This window comes from Streptomyces sp. NPDC088252, from assembly GCF_044740965.1.
GTDB lineage: Bacteria > Actinomycetota > Actinomycetes > Streptomycetales > Streptomycetaceae > Streptomyces.
Genome location: NZ_JBIURS010000032.1, coordinates 43,084 through 61,236 on the forward strand (window position 1 = coordinate 43,084; position 18,153 = coordinate 61,236).

The following is an 18,153-nucleotide window of genomic DNA, read 5'->3' on the forward strand; positions in this document are numbered from 1 at the left end:
GAGGAGAAGTGCTTCATGCAGTACCGACCACTCGGCCGCACCGGCGTCCAAGTCAGCCCCCTCTGCCTGGGCGCGATGATGTTCGGCCCCTGGGGCAACGCGGACGAATCAGACTCGGTGCGGATCATCCACCGCGCCCTCGACGCGGGCATCAACTTCGTCGACACCGCTGACGTGTACTCCGCCGGCGTCTCCGAAGAGATCGTCGGCAAGGCGCTCAAGGACCGCCGCGACGATGTCTTCCTGGCGACCAAGTTCTTCATGCCGATGGACCAGGACGACCCCAACCAGCGAGGCGGCTCACGGCGCTGGATCATCCGCGAGGTCGAGAACCCCCTGCGGCGCCTGGGCACCGACCACGTCGACCTCTACCAGGTCCACCGCCCCAGCCCGGAGACGGACGTGGCCGAGACCCTCGGCGCCCTCACCGACCTCGTGCGCCAGGGCAAGGTCCGCTACATCGGCTCCTCGTCCTACTGCGGCTCCCGGATCGTCGAGGCTCAGTGGACCTCGCGGGAGCGTCACCTGGAGCGGTTCGTTACCGAGCAGCCGCCGTACTCGATCCTGGTCCGGGGCATTGAGGAGGACGTGCTCCCCACCGCGCGCCGCCACGGCATGGGCACGCTCACCTACAGTCCGCTCTCCGGCGGCTGGCTCTCGGGCCGCTACCGCAAGAACGCCTCCGAGGGCCCCGCCTCCGCGGCGCGCCCCCAGGCCCGCTTCGACATGAGCACCCCCGCCAACCAGCGCAAGCTCGACGCTGTCGAACGGCTCGCCGTCCTGGCGGAGAAGTCCGGCCTCACTCTGATCGAGCTGGCTGTCGCCTTCGTCATCAACCACCCGGGCGTCACCTCGGCGATCATCGGCCCGCGCACCATGGAGCAGCTGGAGGCGTTCCTGCCCGCCGCCGACGTCACGCTGTCCTCCGACGTGCTCGACGCCATCGACGAGATCGTCGCCCCCGGGGTCACGGTCAACCCGGTCGACAACAGCTACGGCGACTTCGAGCTGCGGGTTGACCAGCGACGGCGTTGACACGATCCGGCCCAAGGCCCGGGGCCGGATCGCCTCCGGGATGGCCTCTGCCACCCTGCCACCTCTGGCTCCCTGGAAGCGGCGCCGCCACCTTCCGGGACTGCGGGCGCGCCGCGGGGAGAGAGGTCAGTTCTCTCGCGGCCGCCCGGCGAGGGCTTCCTGTGTCGCGGCCCAGGAGGTGAGCAGGCGCAGGCCCTCTTCGGAGGTGAGCCGGGTTCGGCCGTGTAGATGGTGACGGTGAGGCCGGGTTCGGCCGCCATCTCCACGCCCTTGTAGGCGAGGGTGATATCTCCGACGGCCTCGTGGTGGAAGTGCGCGGTCCTCCCGCATTCCGAGCGGGCCGGCACCTCGGTCGCCTTCGCCGCCGAGAGCGCCTACGCCCGCATGCTCCACGACGCGCTCGCCGCCGAGAACATCCACGCCACCGAGCTGATCATCCCCGGCGCGATCCGGCCCGACTCCGAGCACAGCAGCCCTCAGGTGCCGGCCGAGCGCCTGTACGCCCTGCACACCGAGCGCGACGGCTTCCGCCACTATGCCGAGCCGATGCGCGAGTGACGAAGAGGCCGTGGACAAGTCTCCGGCGCCCTCTCCAGGCGGTGCAACTTTGGCTACTCGGGCCGCTTCGACCGGTTCAGTCGGCGATCGACGCGGCCCTGGGACTACTGGCTCTGACCACCTGCTCCGGCAGCGGGCAGACTGCCGACCGGTCCGCCCCGGCGACCGCCTCCGTGCGCCTCAGGACGGCCAGCACCCAGCCCACCCCACCGTCCGACAGGAGCAGCGCCGTGCGCATCCAGCTCACCTTCGACGGACATCCCGTCCGAGCCACCCTGAGCGACAGCTCCGCTGCCAGGGACTTCGCCGCGCTGCTCCCGTTCTCGCTCGGCCTGGAGGACTTCCACCGGACCGAGCGGGTCGCCGACCTCCCTCGGAAACTGGACACATCCGGCGCCCCGGACGCGCCCGCCCCCCGAGCAGGGGACCTGGCCCACTAGGCGCCCTGGCGCAACCTGGCCATCTGCTATGGCCCGGCGCGCCCGTGTAAGCGAGCCACCATCGCGGGGCCGGACACCTGGGGACCGGTGCATACGCGGCTTTTGCTCTGCTTTCCTCTGAGGCTCATAAGGTTCGTGAGCTGTACAGCTTGGCCCTGAGCTGGGGTCTCGTCAGGTCGTATTGAGGGTGCGCAAGGCCGTTGTCGCGCACTGATCGCGTGTGAAGAGCATGTGGGCCCCTACTCGGGTGCCCTCGACTCAGGCGCAGGGACCTTCCCTTGGGGCGAGGGCTCAACGACCCTTTACGAGCGCCCGCGATGGGAGGATCACCGTGCCACCACACCGTATCGAGGAGGGTCCGAGGTGCCGTCCGCCGAGCTGAAACACACGTTCCGGATCACAGCGCCGCCTGAGGAGGTCTTCGCGCACTTGGCCGAACCATCGCGTTACGTCGGCCTGTCGCCGCTCCTCGTCGCCGTCCGCGACGTGCGGCGCAGCGGCGGGACCGTGCACTACACGGCCGTGGAGCGCTTCCGGTTCCTCGGCGTCCTACGGCACGACAACATCATCGACGTCACGCTCGTCGCCGTCTCGGACGGTCTTCCGCAGTCCGCCGAGATATCCGGCGAGGTCCGCAGCCCCGGCCGGGTCCGCATGAGCTACCGCTTCACCATCGACCGCTATGAGGCCGGCTGCGTCGTCACCGACACGCTGCACCTGCGGACGCCCCCGGGCCTGCTCCGCTTCGCCGCCTCCCAGGCGGGGGCGGTCCAGCAGGCCCGGGCCCGTGTTCTGACGGCCCGTCTGGCGGGACCGGCTTGACGTCGTGCCCATCGACGTGGGTGCCTGATGCAACCTGTGCGTTCAACGGCACCGGTCGGGTGACGGACCTGACCGGGCACTCGCCGGAGCCATCCGGGTTCCCACCTGCCTCGGGCAGGCCGGCCGCGCGCACAGGACCACGTCGAGTTTTCGGCACGGCAAGAACGCGACATTGCAAACGATTGATCCGCTACGGAGGCGCGGGCTTGGATCTCTGGTCGTGAACCGACAATCCATCACCGCAGCGGCCGCCCTCCTGCTGCTGCCACTCGCCGTGCCCGGCAGCCTGGCACACGCAGCCACGGACGATCGGTCCGGGTCGTCCGTAACCCGCATCATCACGCTCGACAGTGCACCGGCCGCGCAGCGATCCTCCCCAAGGAACGTGCCGCGGCGGCCACGCCGTCGACGACTCCCAGCGGGAACTGGTCGATGCCGCGGGGCACGCAGGGATTCCACTGACCGTCCACCGCCATTTTCGCAACGTAGTCAACGGCCTGGTGGTGACGGTCCCCGCGGCGAAGGCCGACCGGCTCACCGCGCGGTGGAGATTCTCGTTCTTGAAGACTTCGTCGAGCCTTTCGGCTTCGGTCTGGATGCCGCGGACCCGGCCGGCCTGCTTGAGTAGGGACTGCAGGTGTCGCCGTGTCAGCTTCGCCGACATGGTCGGGGCTGCAGCCGGGGTGCTGCGGGCTTCTCTCGAGCACAGGCCGTGTTTGTGCTGGGCGAAGGCGTCGAGGATCGCCGTACCTGCCCCGGGAGCCTTCACCTTCATGTCCGCCACATCTGGTGAACCTGCTGCTCCTGCTTCGCCGGTTGAATGACGACGAAGCGGGGTGGCCCGCTTCGGGGCCGGGGGACGGTCGCGGTCCGGCGACCGACGTCAGGTGCGGGCCAGGGCCGGGCGCGGGAGGCAAACCGGAACGCCTGCGGGCTTCTCGCCCGGGCCGTCACGCCGTGGGGAAGGGGACGGGGTGGACATCGATCTCGTGCATGCGCTTGGCGTAGTCCCGGTAGCGGCGGCGGGCTTCGCCGTGCCGGCCCGCCGCGGAGAGTGCGGCGATCAGTCCGAGGTGGGCCGACTCGTCGTAGCCGTCCTCGCCGATCAGGCGCAGGTACCAGCCGGCTGCCGCGTCGCAGCGGCCCAGCCGCAGGCAGCGGCGGGCGAGGGCACGGACGACGTCACGGTGCAGCTCGGCGAAGGCCGCGCGCGGGCGTTCGCTCCACTCCCCGGTGGGCTCGCCGTCGTCGCCGAAGTCGCCGGTGTACATGCTGACGACCACTTCCAGGCGCGCCACCATGTCGACGCCGGCCGCCGTGTCCCGGTTGCCCTCGACCGCGGCGTTCGCCGCGATGGCCGCACGGGCCGCGTCGTGGAACCGGACCGTGTCGAGGACGACGTGCCCCGTGTTGAGCCGCACGCTGGAGGGATCGGTGACCAGAAAGCGGTTGGCCGGATGCCGCCGCGCCGGGTCGAGGACCGCGCGCACCGTCGAAATCAGCACCGACAGGCGACGGTTGGCCACCTCCGAAGGTGTCTGCGGCCACAGCAGGGCGGCGAGCGCGGTCCGGGTGACCGGTCTTCCCAGCTGACCCGCCAGCACCTTGACGAGCTCACGGGCCTTCCGCGACTGCCATCCGGCCGGGGGGACGGGCGTTCCGGAGAGCAGTACCGCCAAGTGGCCCAGGGTCTGCACGGCAACCTCGGAGATCGGCGGCGGACCGATCGCCGCCAGCGGCCCGGCGATGTGCCAGACGTCGTCGCACACCCCCAGCCGGTGCAGCCGCTGCCAGGCGACGTCCTCAGACAGCCGGTCGCCCGCGTGGCGCGCCCGCAGCAGTGCGTTGGTGGCCAGTGCCACCTCGTTGCCCGTGTCGGCCCAGACCGCGGCCGCCTCCACCAGCCCGGCGGCACGACGTGCGGTAGGGCGCCCCGGCATCGCGGCTGAATCACCCCGGTATGCGGCGAGCGCGGCGAGTTCCATCGCCTCGGCCAGCCCGGCCGGGTCGCGGCGGCGGCCGGCCTCCGAGCGGACGTCTGCGGCGTACTGGGCGGCCGAGGCGGTGTCTCCGCTGCACAGTGCGATCCAGCCTGCGGCCAACTCGCCGGTGACCGGCCCGGCGGCGCTCGGAAGCGTGAGGGACAACTCCGCGTACCGTGCCGCCTCGCGCGGATCGTCGGCGTAGCAGGTGCGCGCCAGCCCCGCCCATGCCTGTGCCACGACCTGGGCGTTGCCGTCCGGCTCGGCCATCGCCAGGGCCTCGCGGTAGGTCGCCGTCGCCTGCCAGGCGGAGCCCCGGGTCAGGTGCACCCGGGCGATCATCAGCAGTCCGAACGCGGCCAGCGGTGAGCCCTCCCGCTGCCACAGGGTGAGCGCGCGATCGGCGTCGGCGCGGGCGGCGTTGAGATCGCTGAGCCCCAGCCATGCCTCGGCGCGGTTGTGCAGGGCCAGTGCGAGCAGCGTCTGATGGGGGACGCCCTCACCGAGGCGGATCGCCTCGGTGAGGGCGTCGACCGCCTCGCGCAGACGCCCCTCCTCGACCAGGCGGGAGCCGACGTTGCAGCGGATCCGCAGCTGCAGGCCTATGTCCCCGGCCCGTTCGGCCGCTGCGAAGGCCCTGGCGTAGGCGTGTTCGTTGGCGGCGCGATCGCCCTCACTGAAGGCGGCCAGCGCCTGGGCGAGGTAGGCCGCCGCCAGCGCAGCGTCGTCGCGGCTCTGCTCGGCAGCCCGTACCGCCTCGTCGGCGAGGCTCCGTGCCAGCGTCCGGTCACCACGGGCCCAGCGTGCTGCCGACCGGCCGGCCAGCAACTGGGCCTGGTCCGCGCCGACGTCCCCGGCACCGGAGGCCGCGCGTTCGTACAGCGACTCGGCGCCCTCGAACTCGCCCCGCTGATGGAGTACGCGGCCGAGCCTCCAGGTCATTTCGGCAGGCAGCAGCGCGTCTGCCGGGAGCGTCGCGACATGCCGCAGCGCCTCGTTGTACTGCCCCTGCCGCAGGGCCGACTCCGCCAGTCGCGCGACAGTATCGGGGTCGCGCACCCGGTCAGCACCCGCAGCCCCTCCCGCGCTGGTGGTCACCGCGTCAGGATACTCTGAACCGCCCCGGGTTCGGCAGAGATCCCAGATTGTGGTTGTGACCTGGGGTTTCGTGGATCTCCTGTAGTGGTTGGTCTCCTACTCGACAGGTGGGACGTGGCCTGTCTCGCCGTTGAGTCGGCGGTGGCAGTACCAGCCGATCCACTCGGAGGTGGCGAGCTCGACCTGGGAGAGTGTCTTCCCGGGCCGGCCGGGTTTGATCAGCTCGGTCTTGAACAGGCCCGATCGTAGATTCCAGCAGGGCCTTGTCGTAGGCGTCGCCGACCGAGCCGATCGACGCCGCGATTCCTGCTCGGTCCAGATGTTCGGCCAGCGCCGCGAACGATATGTACTGCGACCCCGCGTCCGAATGATGTATCAACTCGCCCTGTTCGTACGTGAATCCAACACGATCGCGTTGCCACAGGGCCACTTTGAGAACGTCCAGGACGAGCCTGGTTTCTTGGCGGTGGAGGCTGACCAGCCGACGATGCGATGGGAGAAGGTGTCCACGACGAAGGCGCCGTGGACGACCTTGCTCCAGGTGGCGACGTGCGTGAAGTCAGCGACCCAGCAGCGGTTGGGGGCACTGGCGACCGGGACGGCCACCGCGCGTGGGCGAGGCCGAGCGCCGCCGTGCAAGCCAGATGCCGACCCCACGGGGTGACCGGGACGGTGGGCTGTCGGCCGAACAGCCCACTCGCGGCGAGGTGTTCAGGAACACCCAGCCGGCGGCCCGCGACCTCGGCGTCCTGCCGGGTGCCGCGCTCGCCGTTCAGTCTGCCCATCAGCGTCAACAGCAGCGCACAGGAGACCAGGCCTGCGCCGGTCCGGCGTTGCGCTTCCCGTCGTCCGTCGTCCGCCGTCGCACACGTACCGCGAAGCCGGTCAGCCCGCGATGACGTCGGCCGGGACCGTCTGGATCGCGTTGTTGCAGGTGAAGACCGCGTCGTTGTACTACTGCCGGGAGTAGGCGATGCGGTTCTCGGTGACCGACAGCTTCTCCTGTGTCTGCCGCTCGTGCGCGGCCTACCCGCTGACGGCTTCCACGCGTTGGGGGACCAGATCGTGGCGCCGCTCGAGCTGTACCTCGATCTGGGGCCCAGGCATTGTCCACCGCACCGCGTCTACGGACGAGACCGTTGTAGGGCACGGCGAAGGCGAGGATGAACAGCAGCACGACGAGAACGACAGCGACGGGTAGGATCGCGGGGGGCTCCTGTGGATGGGGCGGGTGCGCACGGTGGACACGGGTCAGATCCGGGTGGCCACCTTTCGGGCCAGCTCTTGCAGTGGTGTGCGGTTCTCCGCCGGGGCGTTGAGCCGCACCAGACGGATCGACACCCACCGGTCGGACCTGCGGAGGAAGACCGCCTCGTCCTCGGCGTACGCCTCGTCGCCGATACCGGCCAGCGGCCTGAGCGTGTGTCCGAGGTCGCGTTCGATGTCGAGGTACTTCTTCGCACCGTCCCCGACGAAGATCTCCACCTGGGCCGTCGGCCCGGCGACGGGACCCGTGTAGGTGCATGTGTCCCGTACCGGTGTCGCGGGGTCGAGCGCTGTTCCGGCCAGCTTCTCGGCCTCCTGCTTGGTCACCAGGGCGCAGGAGTCGACGGCTGCCCCATTCGGCGACGGCGCCTCGGTGCTCTCCTCCGGAGTCCGGGTTGCCGTGGCCGGCTCGCTCGACGAGGGGCCGGCTGCCGGGGACTGCCCGTGGCCGCCGCACCCGGACAGCGCGAGCAGGGCGAGCACGGCCAGGGGCACCAGTGGGGACGGCGGGCGGCTGCGGTTGCGGTTCATGGGGATCCTCACTGTCTGCCTTCGTCTCGGTGTCAGGACTTGCACAGCGGTACGTCCGGCAGCGTCTGCTGTCTGTGGACGAAAGGTGTCAGGCTCTCCTGCAGCAGCTGGAACTTCATCGTCGGCAGGAGCTTCTTGAGGGCGGCCATAGCCACGGCGGAGACGGAGACCCCCACGCCCCCGCCGACCTTGCCGTCCAGCGTCGCTCCGACACAGCGGGTCAGCGGGGCGCCGAGGGCCGAGCCGTTGGTCACCCCGAAGTCCATGACGAGCTTGGCGTAGGGACCGGCGAAGGCAGCGGGCACACCGACTCCGACCTGGACCTTGAACTCGACGGCGGTGGCGATGCCGCTGACTCCGACGGAGATTCCGGTGACCGAGTCCATGATGCTTTTGATCACCGAGAGCTTCGGGGTGACGATCGAGCCGTTGACCATGCCGATGGCACCGTCGAGCCCCCACTCACCGCCGGCGGTCACCGTGGTGTTGTTGCCCCCGAGTGCGGTGGCGACGCTGAACTTCCAGCTGATGTTGAAGGCGAAAGGGGTCCCAGCGATCGGCAGGGTCATCTGGACCGGTACCTCGGCCCGGATCTTCGAGTTGTCGATGACACCGTTGGCCGCACCGGCGGCGATGGTGATCGCGACGCTTTTGATCCCCTCGACGGCGAACGTGGCCCCGTCGGCGACCCGACCGCCGGAGATCGGCACATCGGAACGGATGTGCAGCTTCTCCGTCTTGAGTGAGAAGTCGACAAAGACCTTGAGCCCCGCCGCGGCCTTGTGATTGAACTTCAGGCCGAACGCCCCCGGGCTGCGGTACGGCTGGGCCTTCCATTCCCCGAGATCCGCAGTGACGCTGCTCGACCTGGCCGGCGGCAGCGTGCCCCCGGCCGCCGCGGCGACCCGGACCGCTTCCCGTGCGACCACGGCGCCGACGCGCCCCGAATGCGCGGAGCGCACCGACGTCTGTCCGATCGTCCGCGCCGTCGTCGGAACATCCCGCACGGCGCCCTTGGCAGCGCCCTTCTCGGCCTCTGTCGCAGCGTCCGTCGGGGCATCCGTCGGGGCATCCGCGGACACGGTCACCGCCCCGGGCAGGTCCGGGATCTCCAGGTAGTGGAGCGCGCCACCGTCGATGTCCTGGTCGAGGGTGAGGTGGGCATCGCGGAAGACCTCGGTGAACTCCACCGGGCCCAGGGTGGCCACGACGTCTCCGTGCACCCGACGCACCTCCTGCACCCGCCCCACCGCGCGGCTGGTGGCGTACAGGACCTTTCCGAGCCGAACATCCTGGGCACCGCGGGCTTTTCCGTCGATGGTCCAGGTCAGACCGTCACTGGATGCCGACCGGATCGCTCGCGGTCCGCCCTCGACGATCACGACGTCGGGCTGGTAGGTGATCGACGGATCACGGACCGGCCGGGTCCCGTAGGTGAGCGCGGCCTCGGACGTGTCGGCCGGACCGGAGCCCTCGTGCGCACGCCCGGGTGCGCCACCGCATGCCGCTGTGGTGGTCAGGAGGAGTGCGATCGCGATCGGCGCGCCCCGCCTCCCCGGGCGCCGCGCGCTCAGGGTCCACCCCGGGCGGAGGGCCGCAACCCCCCGTGACGCAGCCGACAGCAGCCGGATACCTCTCATGCTGTGATCCGTTCGCCATGGCCGACGCGCGCGGCGCCGTACCTCGTAGACCATCATCAACTGGCGTGTTCGCGCCCTGTTCAGAATCCTTCGGGCCACCGGTCGCCGCGTCGCCTCTCGTGGTCGCTGCGGCTACCGGGCAACGGCGGCAGACGGCCTCGTGGAGTACTCCGCCACCGCCTCGCCTCGCCTCGCACGCGGACGTGCAGGGCTTCGGCACGGCCGGACGAGGCGGGTCGCAGGAACGGGTCGCGCGGCACGACAGCACTTCCGCCCGCGCCCGGCCCCCACCCCCGGCACGTGCCCCCGCCGACTGCGCGCCGTGCTCGTGGGGTGCGGCCCGGCGCGGGCCCGGCTGCCGGTGTCAGATGCGCGCGGCCACCGTCCGGGCGAGTTCGTTCAGCCGCCCGGCGTTGTCCGCCCTGTCCGCCACCACGGTCATCGCCACCCAGGTCCCCGACTTCTGGAAGAGCACGGCGAAGGTCCCGTGATCGGAGGCGTCGTAGGAGTAGGCCTCCTCGCCCACGCCGGAGAGCGGCTTCTTGTGGGCTCCCGCGAGAGTGTCGTCGGCGAAGGCCTTGGCTTCGTCGCCCCGTACGGTCGAGGAGATCAGCACCCCTTCGTGCGAGTACTCGCAGCCCGTGGTGTTGAACTCGCTCGTCTTCGCCGTGACGGACGCGCCTCCCAACTGCTCGACCTCTTGGACGGAGACGAGCCCGCAGGGGTCCGCCGGCGGCCTTTTCGCCGGGGCTCCGCCGCTGTCGCCGGTGCGGTCCGTGGCGTCCGACCGCGGCCGGTCGGCAGCGGAGGGAGCCCCATCGCCGGAACCGCCGCACCCGGCTGCGGCAAGCGTCACGAGCAGCGTCACGGTCAGCACCGGAGCATGCCGTAAGCGTCTTCGGGACATCATCAGCCAGACCTCCTTGTCACCGCCGCCGACTCTGCGCCGCGCGGGGGCGGCAGCTCCGGCCCCGTACTGTCCGGTCCGGTCCACCGCTCTGATCAGCATGGACGCATGTGTTCGTGCCGGGTTAGGGAATTCTTCAGGTGAACGGAGGCGCCGCTCGCCGCCGTCTCTGCGGACGCAGCCCGCGCGCCCGCGGGGAACTGGTGACAGGCGCGGGATGCATCAGCGATTGGCGTCGCCCGCATGCTCGCGTACGAGCCCCGTGCTGCTGATGGACGGGCCGTTCGCGGCCGTCGACGCGCAGACGCGCGCCGATCTGAAGGCCCTCGTAAGGGGCTGCGGCGGGAGCGGGGGACCACGATCCTGTTCGTGGCGCTCGACATCGACGAGGCCGTGTACGCGGGCGGCCCTTGGCGAGATCGCGGTGGCCGGGCTGCGGCCAGGCCGCGCAGTCCGACCATGCGGTGTAATGGAGTTGCCATCGCCGGCGTCGAGGTTGTGGGTGCCCGAGCCGGACGGTTAGGGGCAGTTGTAGATGTCGGGCCGAGCCGACCCCGGTGGCCTGGATGTCGCTGAACCTCGCCAAGCCCTGTACGGCTGTTGGTGATCGTGGTGTTGGCGATGTTCACGGTGGCGTCGACGGCGTTGCCGTATGAGTTGACGCACAGGCGCCCACAGGGTGGTTCCAGTTGGGGTTCATGGCGCCCGTGCGTACGAGCGTGTTGCCGTCGGCCGTGATGGCGCCGGCCAGTAGGGAGAAGGGGCGAGCACCTTTTGGTTGGAGATCGCGATGCCGTTGGCGAGGTTCGGCTGCGACCGCCAGAAATCAGCGAACCCGCCCCCTTCGCCCGGCGGCAAGGTCGAGCCGGGAGAGACACCGCGGGCTGCCGCAGCCCGTGAACTCGCAGAGGAGACCGGCCGGCCGCCGAACTGCTGCCCGAGCCCGCCGCCGTCGCCGCGCGTTCTGTGGATCGTTGAAGATATCGTCTGATGGTCCGGTGCCGTCGGATCTCGCCCGCGAGGTGCTCAGGCCGCGACCGCCTCGGGGCGTTCGACGGGCCGGCCGCTGGCGTCGGCAGGCCAGTGAGCAGGCATGGGCAATTATGGGCGCCATGCAGATCCAGGCGCCGTACCCAGTGAACGGCCGGATCGTGTTACGAGCCCTCAGTAGTTTTCCGGCCGATTCGGCGGGCGGCCTCGACAACTGCTGAACGGTGCGGGGCCAGTCGCTCTGGAGACCAGGGCTGGCTGACCGGCCCGGGGTCGACGTCCTCGGCGGCCCAGAACCACGCCTGAGCCATGGCGAGGACCGTGATCAGGAGATCGTCCGGCTTTATCTCCGTGGCGAGATCGCCACGCTGTTGCGCGTCGGGGCACCGTGCACTGGGCCGCCAGGGGCTGACCGTCAGCGTGCAGGGTCTCGGCTGCATGGGCGTGAGCGTCTTCTACGGCGTCATCGACGAGACACCGAGTCGCTGGCCACGATCGACCGCGCGCTGGAGCTGGGCGTCACCCTGCTGGACACCGCCGAGAGCTACGGCCCCTTCGCCAACGAGCAGCTCCTTGGCAAGGCGCTGGCCGGGCGCCGGGATGCAGCCGTTCTTGCCACCAAGACCGGCGTGGAGATCACCGACGACGGCAGCGTGCTCGACCTGAATGGTCGGCCCGAGTACGTGCGCCGGGCACCGGTCAACCGACGTGCACGGGTGCTTCCGGGGATGTGTCCGCACGCATCGGTTCTTGATCAGCAGGGTGACGGCCGCAAGGGCGAGGGTGAAGGCAACCGTACCGGCGATGAAGGCGACGCGGTGCCCGTGGACGTATCCGTCCAGGCGCACCGCCTTGGTGATCGTGCCGTCCTGGGCAGCGAGGAACCCGGTGAGCGCCGAAACCTACAGCGTGTTGAGGAGCGCCGGCCCCATCGCGCCTCCGATCGGCTGGGTTGTGCTGATCACGGCACTGGCCACACCGGTGTCCGAGGGGTCGATGTCGGCCAGGGCGGTATTGGGCAGGGCGACGAATGCTGCTCCGAGGCCCAGTCCGATCAGGATCGTCGCGGGCAGCACGACGAGGAGCTAGCCGCCGGTCTGTTCGATCTGGGGCAGCCACAGAGCGCCGATCAGCGCTACGGCGATACCGCTGACCATCAGCTGCTTGGGGCCGACCTTTGGTACCAGCGCGGCACCAAGCGTGGCTGCGGCGATGAGGCTGCAGGAGAAGGGGAGCAAGGCCAGGCCCGTGTGGAGGTTTGAAAGCGTAAGTCGCCAGAAACCTCTGAGCCCGCGGTGGGCTGTTCCTCGCTCCCGATTGGAACCAGCCGGGACGTGGGTTCAGCGACGGTGAGTTCGATAGACAGCCCGAGGGTCCTCCAGGGAAGGACGTTACCAACTGGCTGGACCGACCGTGCTGCGTCTTCACGCAGCACGGTCAAGTGGACGGCAAAGGAGGCCGGCGCCGAAGCGGCCCAAAGCACACCCGCAAACAGCAGCCCTTCCATGGCGAGTTGCGCCACTCACGGATCCGGCTCTGCGACGTTCGGGCCATCGTGGGCAGCCCGACTGCGGGCAGGAGCCCCAGTGCTGTGCTGGCCGCCACCCGACTGGCGAATTGTCCAGTCCACGCCGGCGCCGACGCGGTAATGACGACATACAGCCGATCAGCGCAGTCCGGCGAAGAGATCGTTCTCGGGTACGGCCGCGCCGGTGGCGTCCTTGACACGTACGAAGGTCTCCATGCCCATCAACTCGCCGAACCTCTCCTTGCCCATCTTGAGGAAGAAGATGTTCTCGCCCTGACTGGCGTGCGCGGCCAGCGCATCGAACTTCTGACCGCTGAACGCGGTGGTGTCCACCCACGTGGTGATCTCATCGTCGGGCAGGCCGATCTCGGCCATCGCGGCGGCCTCGGCAGGATCCGGTTCCGGCATGTCCCCACGAAACTCGCGCATGGTCTCCCCGAACCGCTGCATCATCGAGCGAGGCATTGTCGTCCAGTACACCTTCGGTGTCAGCGCGGTCATCTCCAGCGCCGCCATCGTGATGCGGTGGGCCTGGATGTGGTCGGGGTGGCCGTAGAAGCCGTTCTCATCGTAGGTGACGACCACATCGGGTCGATAGTGCCGCATGAGTTCCGCAAGTCGGGCAGCACCTTCCTCCACGGGGGTCTGCCAGAAGGATCCGGGGGCGTCATTGCTCGGCCAGCCGATCATCCCGGAGTCGGCATAGTCCAGCAGTTCCAGATCGCTGACCTTCAGTACGTCACAACTCGCCTTGAGTTCTTGGCGGCGCATCAGGGCAACGGCCGCCGGATCATGCCTGGGATCGCCCGGCTTGACACCCCCCGGTCCGTCACCGCAACCGCCGTCGGTACACGTCACGAGAACCGTGCGGATACCTTCCGCCGCGTACCGCGCGAGGACCCCTCCGGTTCCGGTGGCCTCGTCGTCGGGGTGAGCGTGCACTGCCATGAGCGTCAACGGCTGGTCAATCATGAAACAGTCCTCCTGCAGAAATACGGGTTGGTCCGAGTGCGCGGCGGGCGTACCGCGATCCTGGGGCCCGGATCCTGACGGGGCGGACACCCTTGCACTCTCCGCGTCTCCCCGCCCGTACGGCGCCGGTCCCTCGGTCGATGTAACCGTGCCGACCGGACCGGCTGTTCCCGGCGCAGCCAAATTGGCCTTCCAGGCGTCGGAGTTTCAACGCGAACGCGGCACAGGCGCGACCTGCACGTCGCAGCGCCACGTCGGCCTCCGTACGCCGCACCAAGCCGCCAGTCAACCCAGTTCATTCCCCCAAGCACGACCCAGTTGTCCAAAGCCCGCTGGCCGAACGCTGATGTGGACGGACTCTGCGGGTACATCGTGAGCCCGTGCGCGCGACATGGCCGCAGTCAGCTTCAAGGCTTCGCCGTTGCCGCCCGCATCCTGGCTAACGCACCCTCGTCTGTCTCCATCACACTGCCTCGTCGGTCGGTTCCGTGATCTCCGTACACGGCGCTGACGTCTCATCAAACGAACTGCCTCAACAGCCGGGCGAGCAGGAACAAATGTCGGGTCTCATCAATTTGCACCGAATCGCCCTCATGGCAGGTCTTGTTCACCCAGCATTGGTCCATGGACATGGTCGACTTGGGCGCGGTCGCAGCCCTTCTCTCCGTTCCCACTGCCTTGGTTGCAGCGTGGTGGACCAAGCGCAGCGCAGAGAGCGCAACATCTGCCGCGCTCCTCGCCGGGCGTATCCAGGCCGACACGGCCATCTCGGCGGTACAGACACAGAGCCTTCTCCAGCGGGATCAGCAACGGCACACTCGACAGCGCGTGCATGGAGTTCCTGAGCGTCTACGACACCCTGGTAGGTGTGGTGAAGCGACTCCCGAACCTCGATCACGATGAACGCGAGGGGCTCGTGGCCAAGCACGCCATCCCGGTGGAAACCCGATACGCCTCACTGGAACTCCTCGCCCCTCCTGATGTCCTTACAGCCGCAGAGTTCCTTCTCTCGCAATGCCGCCTCTTGGAACGCTGCGCGCTCGATCGCGCGGTACTGCGCGCGACGATCAGCGCCCTGGAAGCAGGCTGGTGTCCCGGCGACCCAGAAGATTGCACCGACGATCGTCATAGCGCGGCTTACGTAGCCTGGGATTTTCTCGTCGAGTGGGCGCGCAAGGACGAGGAGGAAAGAAGGCATGACCGGGATCTTCTGGACTACTGCCTCCACAGCAGCGCCACCCTCACCGAAATGCAAGTAGCTCAGGCTCTCACCCTAGTCGACCGTTGCCCGGCCATGTGGGACCAACTGATTGGTGGATGGGTGCGGGACCCGCTCATCGAACGCCTCGAATCCCGCCGTAAGGATTTCGTCACTGCCGTCCGCGCAGCCAGCCTCACAGCACCGCCGGGCCCTCTGCCCAGCGACCTTGAAAGGTCGAGTTCTCCGTCTCGCCGCAACGGCGCAGCGTGACGGAGTGAAAGTTACGAACTGCATAGGCCGCGAGTAAGCAGCGCCCTTGGAACCGGAGATCCGAAATGCACGGACAGATTAACGACGTGCAGGCACCCAGTACAGCCCTTCGTGCATCCGCGCCACCTGGGGCGGAACAGGCAACGTGGAGGACACTTCCAGGGCGTTGGGGTTCTCGCGGGCGAAGGGCTACGACCTGGCTCGTCGCGGAGAGTTCCCGTGCCGCATGCTGCGCATCGGCCGCACAACACGTGTCGTCACCGTATCGTTGCTGCGCGTGCTCGAAAGTGGAGGGCCGGGATACAACGGCGTCCGCGCCGGACGCTGCACGCCGTAGTAGCCCCGCCGCGCCACGAAGCCCCGCCGGATATCCGTCAGGGCTTCGTCGTCGCACGCACTCTGCCAGAAACCAGCACCCTGAGGACGACGCCCGGTGTCCAGGATCTCGATGAACTCCGGCACGTCACGCCAGTGCCTCGAAACCCTTCGAGTGTGTGCCCTTCCGTCCGCCGGGTGGTGGGTGCAGGTCTCACACGGTTGCGATGCCCGGGTCACTCACGCCGGCCTGACCGTTGTCGACGTGCCCGGCCAGACGCCGCAGGTATCCGGCGTTGCCCTCGACGACGACCGTCAGGTCGTACCAGCGTTTGGTGGCGCGCAGGTCCATGCTCTGCACGACGGTGGCTCCGGCGTGGACCGTGTAGGTTTGATGCTCGCCACCGTACGCGTTGGTCACGGTGAGGTGCGCGTCGGCGGTCGACGGGTTGGTCAGGGTGAGCTTCAGATTGCCGGCTTCGTGACGTACCGTCACCTCCGGCTCGGCGGTTTTGTTGTTGCCCCCGAAGGTGCGCAGGAAGCCGTTGGGGCCGTGGACCGTGAGGTCGTAGCTACCGCCGGAGTACACCGAGTTCCAGCTGTCGGAAACGGGCTTCCCGGCTGCCGCCGTGTACGTCCACGGACCGTCGGTGCGCTTCTGCGAGCGCACCTGGAAGGCGGCGCCCGCCCGGTCCCCCGCGCTGAACGTCAGCTTGTACTTGCCGGTGGTGAGGTCTGCGGCCCCGTCGACGTAGGGAGCGTAGGAGAGCGGGCGGCTCGGCCGCGCCCCGGCCTCTTGCCGGGGCAGGGTGCCCTGGGCGGGTGGCTTCGGCACGTAGCTGTTGTGGCGGTCGCGGTCAGGCGGGGTGTAGCTCGCGGTGTCCGGCAGGTCAGCCGGGTCTGTGATCTTGAGGGAGAAGTCGAAGGCGGATGTGAGGTCACCGCAGATGGCGCGCCGCCATGGTGAGATGTTGGTCTCCTTCACTCCGAACCGGTTCTCCATGAAGCGCAGGATCGAGGTGTGGTCGAAGGTCTCGGAGCAGACGTATCCGCCGGTGGACCATGGCGAGACGACGATCATCGGGACGCGCTGTCCGAGGCCGTAGGGGCCTGCGGCGTATCCGATACTCCCCTTGTAGTGGTCGAGTGCGGTGTCGACGGTGGACAGGCCTTGGCTGGCGGAGGCCGGCGGGTAGGGCGGCACGACGTGGTCGAAGTAGCCGTCGTTCTCGTCGTATGTGATGAACAGGGCGGTCCTGCTCCATACGTCGGGGTTCGAGGTGAGCGCGTCGAGTACGTGCGAGATGTACCAAGCACCGTAGTTTGCTGGCCAGTTGGGGTGTTCGGAGAACGCTTCGGGGGCGGCGATCCAGGAGATCTGCGGGAGCCTGGCGGCCTTGACGTCGGCTTTGAGGATGTCGAAGTATCCGTCTCCTGCCTTGGCGTTCGTGCCGGTGCGCGCTTTTTCGTACAGGGGGTCGCCGGGCTTGGCGTTGCGGTAGTTGTTGAAGTACAGCAGGGAGTTGTCGCCGTAGTTGCCGCGGTATGCGTCGTTGATCCAGCCCCAGCCGCCGGCCGCGTCGAGGCCGTCGCCGATGTCCTGGTACACCTTCCAGGAGATGCCTGCCTTCTCGAGGCGTTCGGCGTATGTCGTCCAGCCGTAGCCTGCTTCCTGGTTGCCGAGGACCGGGCCGCCGCCGGTGCCGTCGTTGCCGACGTGGCCGGAGAGCATGTAGTAGCGGTTCGGGTCGGTCGCACCGATGAACGAGCAGTGGTAGTCGTCGCAGATGGTGAATTTGTCGGCGAGGGCGTAGTGGAACGGGATGTCGTCCCGTGTCAGGTACGCCATGGTGCCGGTGCCTTTGGCAGGGATCCAGTTGTCGTACTTGCCGTTGTTGAACGCGCTGTGGCCGCCGGCCCAGTCGTGGTCGAGGCCCGCGATGAACTGCATGCCCAGGTCGTCGGCGTCCGGGTGGTAGGGCAGGGTTTCCTTGCCGCCGCTTGTCTGGTGCCATACCGGTTTGCCGCTGGGCAGTGTCACCGGGCGGGGGTCTCCGAAGCCCCTGACGCCCTTCATCGACCCGAAGTAATGGTCGAAGGAACGGTTCTCCTGCATGAGGACGACGATGTGCTCGATGTCCAGGACGGTTCCGCTGCGCCGCGCCGCGGGGATGGCTGCGGCGCGGTCGATGGAGCCGGACAGGGCGGCGAACCCCGTGGTGGCTCCGGCGATTTGAAGGAAGCGACGCCGATTGATTTCAGTCATGGCTGTGGGGGTCCTCCTGTTGTGTCGGTGATGTCCGTCCTTGAAGAGGGGCAGACGGAGTATTCAAGAGGACCCGGACTTGAGGAAAGTGGGCCGAGGTGACGGTCGAGCAAAATGTGGGCGGCTGGTGTGCGGGCCGTCAGCGCGTCGCGGGGAGAGGGATTCCGGAGCCGTTCGGTCGCCGGGGCCAAGGCGCTGATCAAATGTTCGGGATCGTCCATGGGCTGGATGCTGCTCGTCGCTCCGGCGGTCGGCGCTCTGAAGATCGTGCCGCAGCCATGGAACGTGGAGGCCGTCCCGTTCACGTTCGGGGCGGGGGAGGCACCTCAATG

Annotated in this window: 15 protein-coding genes and 3 pseudogenes; 8 read left to right on the top strand and 10 right to left on the bottom strand. The window is 68.8% G+C overall.

Annotation, left to right across the window (positions count from 1 at the left end):
* The first annotated feature begins 15 nt into the window (after positions 1 to 15).
* Positions 16 to 1,035: an aldo/keto reductase gene (locus tag ACIOHC_RS38680; protein WP_351083001.1), complete on the top strand. Its 1,020-nt coding sequence runs from the start codon at positions 16 to 18 to the stop codon at positions 1,033 to 1,035.
* 126 nt (positions 1,036 to 1,161) lie between these two features.
* Here the strand turns inward: ACIOHC_RS38680 and ACIOHC_RS38685 are convergent.
* Positions 1,162 to 1,355, bottom strand: a pseudogene (locus ACIOHC_RS38685) (transcriptional regulator); the annotation flags it as partial.
* 13 nt (positions 1,356 to 1,368) lie between these two features.
* Here ACIOHC_RS38685 and ACIOHC_RS38690 point away from each other — a divergent pair.
* Positions 1,369 to 1,593 (top strand): annotated as a pseudogene (locus ACIOHC_RS38690) (dehydrogenase); the annotation flags it as partial.
* 76 nt (positions 1,594 to 1,669) lie between these two features.
* On the opposite strand, the gene ACIOHC_RS38695 reads toward ACIOHC_RS38690, so the two are convergent.
* Entirely contained in the window at positions 1,670 to 1,831 is a 162-nt protein-coding gene (locus ACIOHC_RS38695) for a hypothetical protein (protein ID WP_351083003.1), read from the bottom strand.
* Here ACIOHC_RS38695 and ACIOHC_RS38700 point away from each other — a divergent pair.
* Positions 1,824 to 2,033, top strand: coding sequence for a cyclophilin-like fold protein (locus tag ACIOHC_RS38700; protein ID WP_351083005.1), 210 nt, complete (start codon positions 1,824 to 1,826; stop codon positions 2,031 to 2,033). The genes ACIOHC_RS38695 and ACIOHC_RS38700 overlap by 8 nt on opposite strands.
* A 429-nt stretch (positions 2,034 to 2,462) precedes the next feature.
* Positions 2,463 to 2,855, top strand: a complete 393-nt coding sequence (locus ACIOHC_RS38705) for an SRPBCC family protein (RefSeq protein ID WP_401846246.1) — start codon at positions 2,463 to 2,465, stop codon at positions 2,853 to 2,855.
* A gap of 950 nt (positions 2,856 to 3,805) precedes the next feature.
* Here ACIOHC_RS38705 and ACIOHC_RS38710 read toward each other — a convergent pair.
* The 5 genes from ACIOHC_RS38710 to ACIOHC_RS38730 all read right to left on the bottom strand — a co-directional run bounded on the left by ACIOHC_RS38710 (position 3,806) and on the right by ACIOHC_RS38730 (position 10,381).
* Complete coding sequence (locus ACIOHC_RS38710) at positions 3,806 to 5,935, bottom strand: BTAD domain-containing putative transcriptional regulator (RefSeq protein WP_365693059.1); 2,130 nt, start codon at positions 5,933 to 5,935, stop codon at positions 3,806 to 3,808.
* Between the two features lie 375 nt (positions 5,936 to 6,310).
* Positions 6,311 to 6,592: a DDE-type integrase/transposase/recombinase gene (locus ACIOHC_RS38715; RefSeq protein ID WP_401846249.1), complete on the bottom strand. Its 282-nt coding sequence runs from the start codon at positions 6,590 to 6,592 to the stop codon at positions 6,311 to 6,313.
* A gap of 594 nt (positions 6,593 to 7,186) precedes the next feature.
* Positions 7,187 to 7,732 carry a hypothetical protein gene (locus ACIOHC_RS38720; protein WP_351085450.1) on the bottom strand — a complete coding sequence of 182 codons (546 nt, stop codon included), beginning with the start codon at positions 7,730 to 7,732 and terminating at the stop codon, positions 7,187 to 7,189.
* A 32-nt stretch (positions 7,733 to 7,764) separates the two neighbouring features.
* Positions 7,765 to 9,372 (bottom strand): hypothetical protein, encoded by a 1,608-nt coding sequence (locus tag ACIOHC_RS38725; RefSeq protein ID WP_401846252.1) that lies wholly within the window; start codon positions 9,370 to 9,372, stop codon positions 7,765 to 7,767.
* A 364-nt stretch (positions 9,373 to 9,736) separates the two neighbouring features.
* Positions 9,737 to 10,381 carry a DUF3558 family protein gene (locus ACIOHC_RS38730; protein ID WP_351085446.1) on the bottom strand — a complete coding sequence of 215 codons (645 nt, stop codon included), beginning with the start codon at positions 10,379 to 10,381 and terminating at the stop codon, positions 9,737 to 9,739.
* Positions 10,382 to 10,507: 126 nt separating this feature from the next.
* Between ACIOHC_RS38730 and ACIOHC_RS38735 the strand changes: the two are divergent.
* Positions 10,508 to 10,684, top strand: a pseudogene (locus tag ACIOHC_RS38735) (ABC transporter ATP-binding protein); the annotation flags it as partial.
* Positions 10,685 to 11,069: 385 nt separating this feature from the next.
* Complete coding sequence (locus tag ACIOHC_RS38740) at positions 11,070 to 11,270, top strand: NUDIX domain-containing protein (protein ID WP_351085444.1); 201 nt, start codon at positions 11,070 to 11,072, stop codon at positions 11,268 to 11,270.
* Between the two features lie 163 nt (positions 11,271 to 11,433).
* On the opposite strand, the gene ACIOHC_RS38745 is transcribed toward ACIOHC_RS38740, so the two are convergent.
* On the bottom strand, positions 11,434 to 11,709 hold the full coding sequence (locus ACIOHC_RS38745; RefSeq protein WP_351085442.1) for a hypothetical protein: 276 nt from the start codon (positions 11,707 to 11,709) through the stop codon (positions 11,434 to 11,436).
* On the opposite strand from ACIOHC_RS38745, the gene ACIOHC_RS38750 reads away from it, so the two are divergent.
* Entirely contained in the window at positions 11,641 to 12,531 is an 891-nt protein-coding gene (locus tag ACIOHC_RS38750) for an aldo/keto reductase (protein WP_401846255.1), read from the top strand. The two genes, ACIOHC_RS38745 and ACIOHC_RS38750, sit on opposite strands and share 69 nt — an antisense overlap.
* A gap of 404 nt (positions 12,532 to 12,935) precedes the next feature.
* On the opposite strand, the gene ACIOHC_RS38755 is transcribed toward ACIOHC_RS38750, so the two are convergent.
* On the bottom strand, positions 12,936 to 13,769 hold the full coding sequence (locus tag ACIOHC_RS38755; protein ID WP_401846257.1) for a PIG-L family deacetylase: 834 nt from the start codon (positions 13,767 to 13,769) through the stop codon (positions 12,936 to 12,938).
* Between the two features lie 832 nt (positions 13,770 to 14,601).
* On the opposite strand from ACIOHC_RS38755, the gene ACIOHC_RS38760 reads away from it, so the two are divergent.
* Entirely contained in the window at positions 14,602 to 15,240 is a 639-nt protein-coding gene (locus ACIOHC_RS38760) for a hypothetical protein (protein ID WP_401846259.1), read from the top strand.
* A 529-nt stretch (positions 15,241 to 15,769) separates the two neighbouring features.
* Here the strand turns inward: ACIOHC_RS38760 and ACIOHC_RS38765 are convergent.
* Positions 15,770 to 17,821: a phosphocholine-specific phospholipase C gene (locus tag ACIOHC_RS38765; protein WP_365694068.1), complete on the bottom strand. Its 2,052-nt coding sequence runs from the start codon at positions 17,819 to 17,821 to the stop codon at positions 15,770 to 15,772.
* Positions 17,822 to 18,153 lie beyond the last annotated feature (332 nt).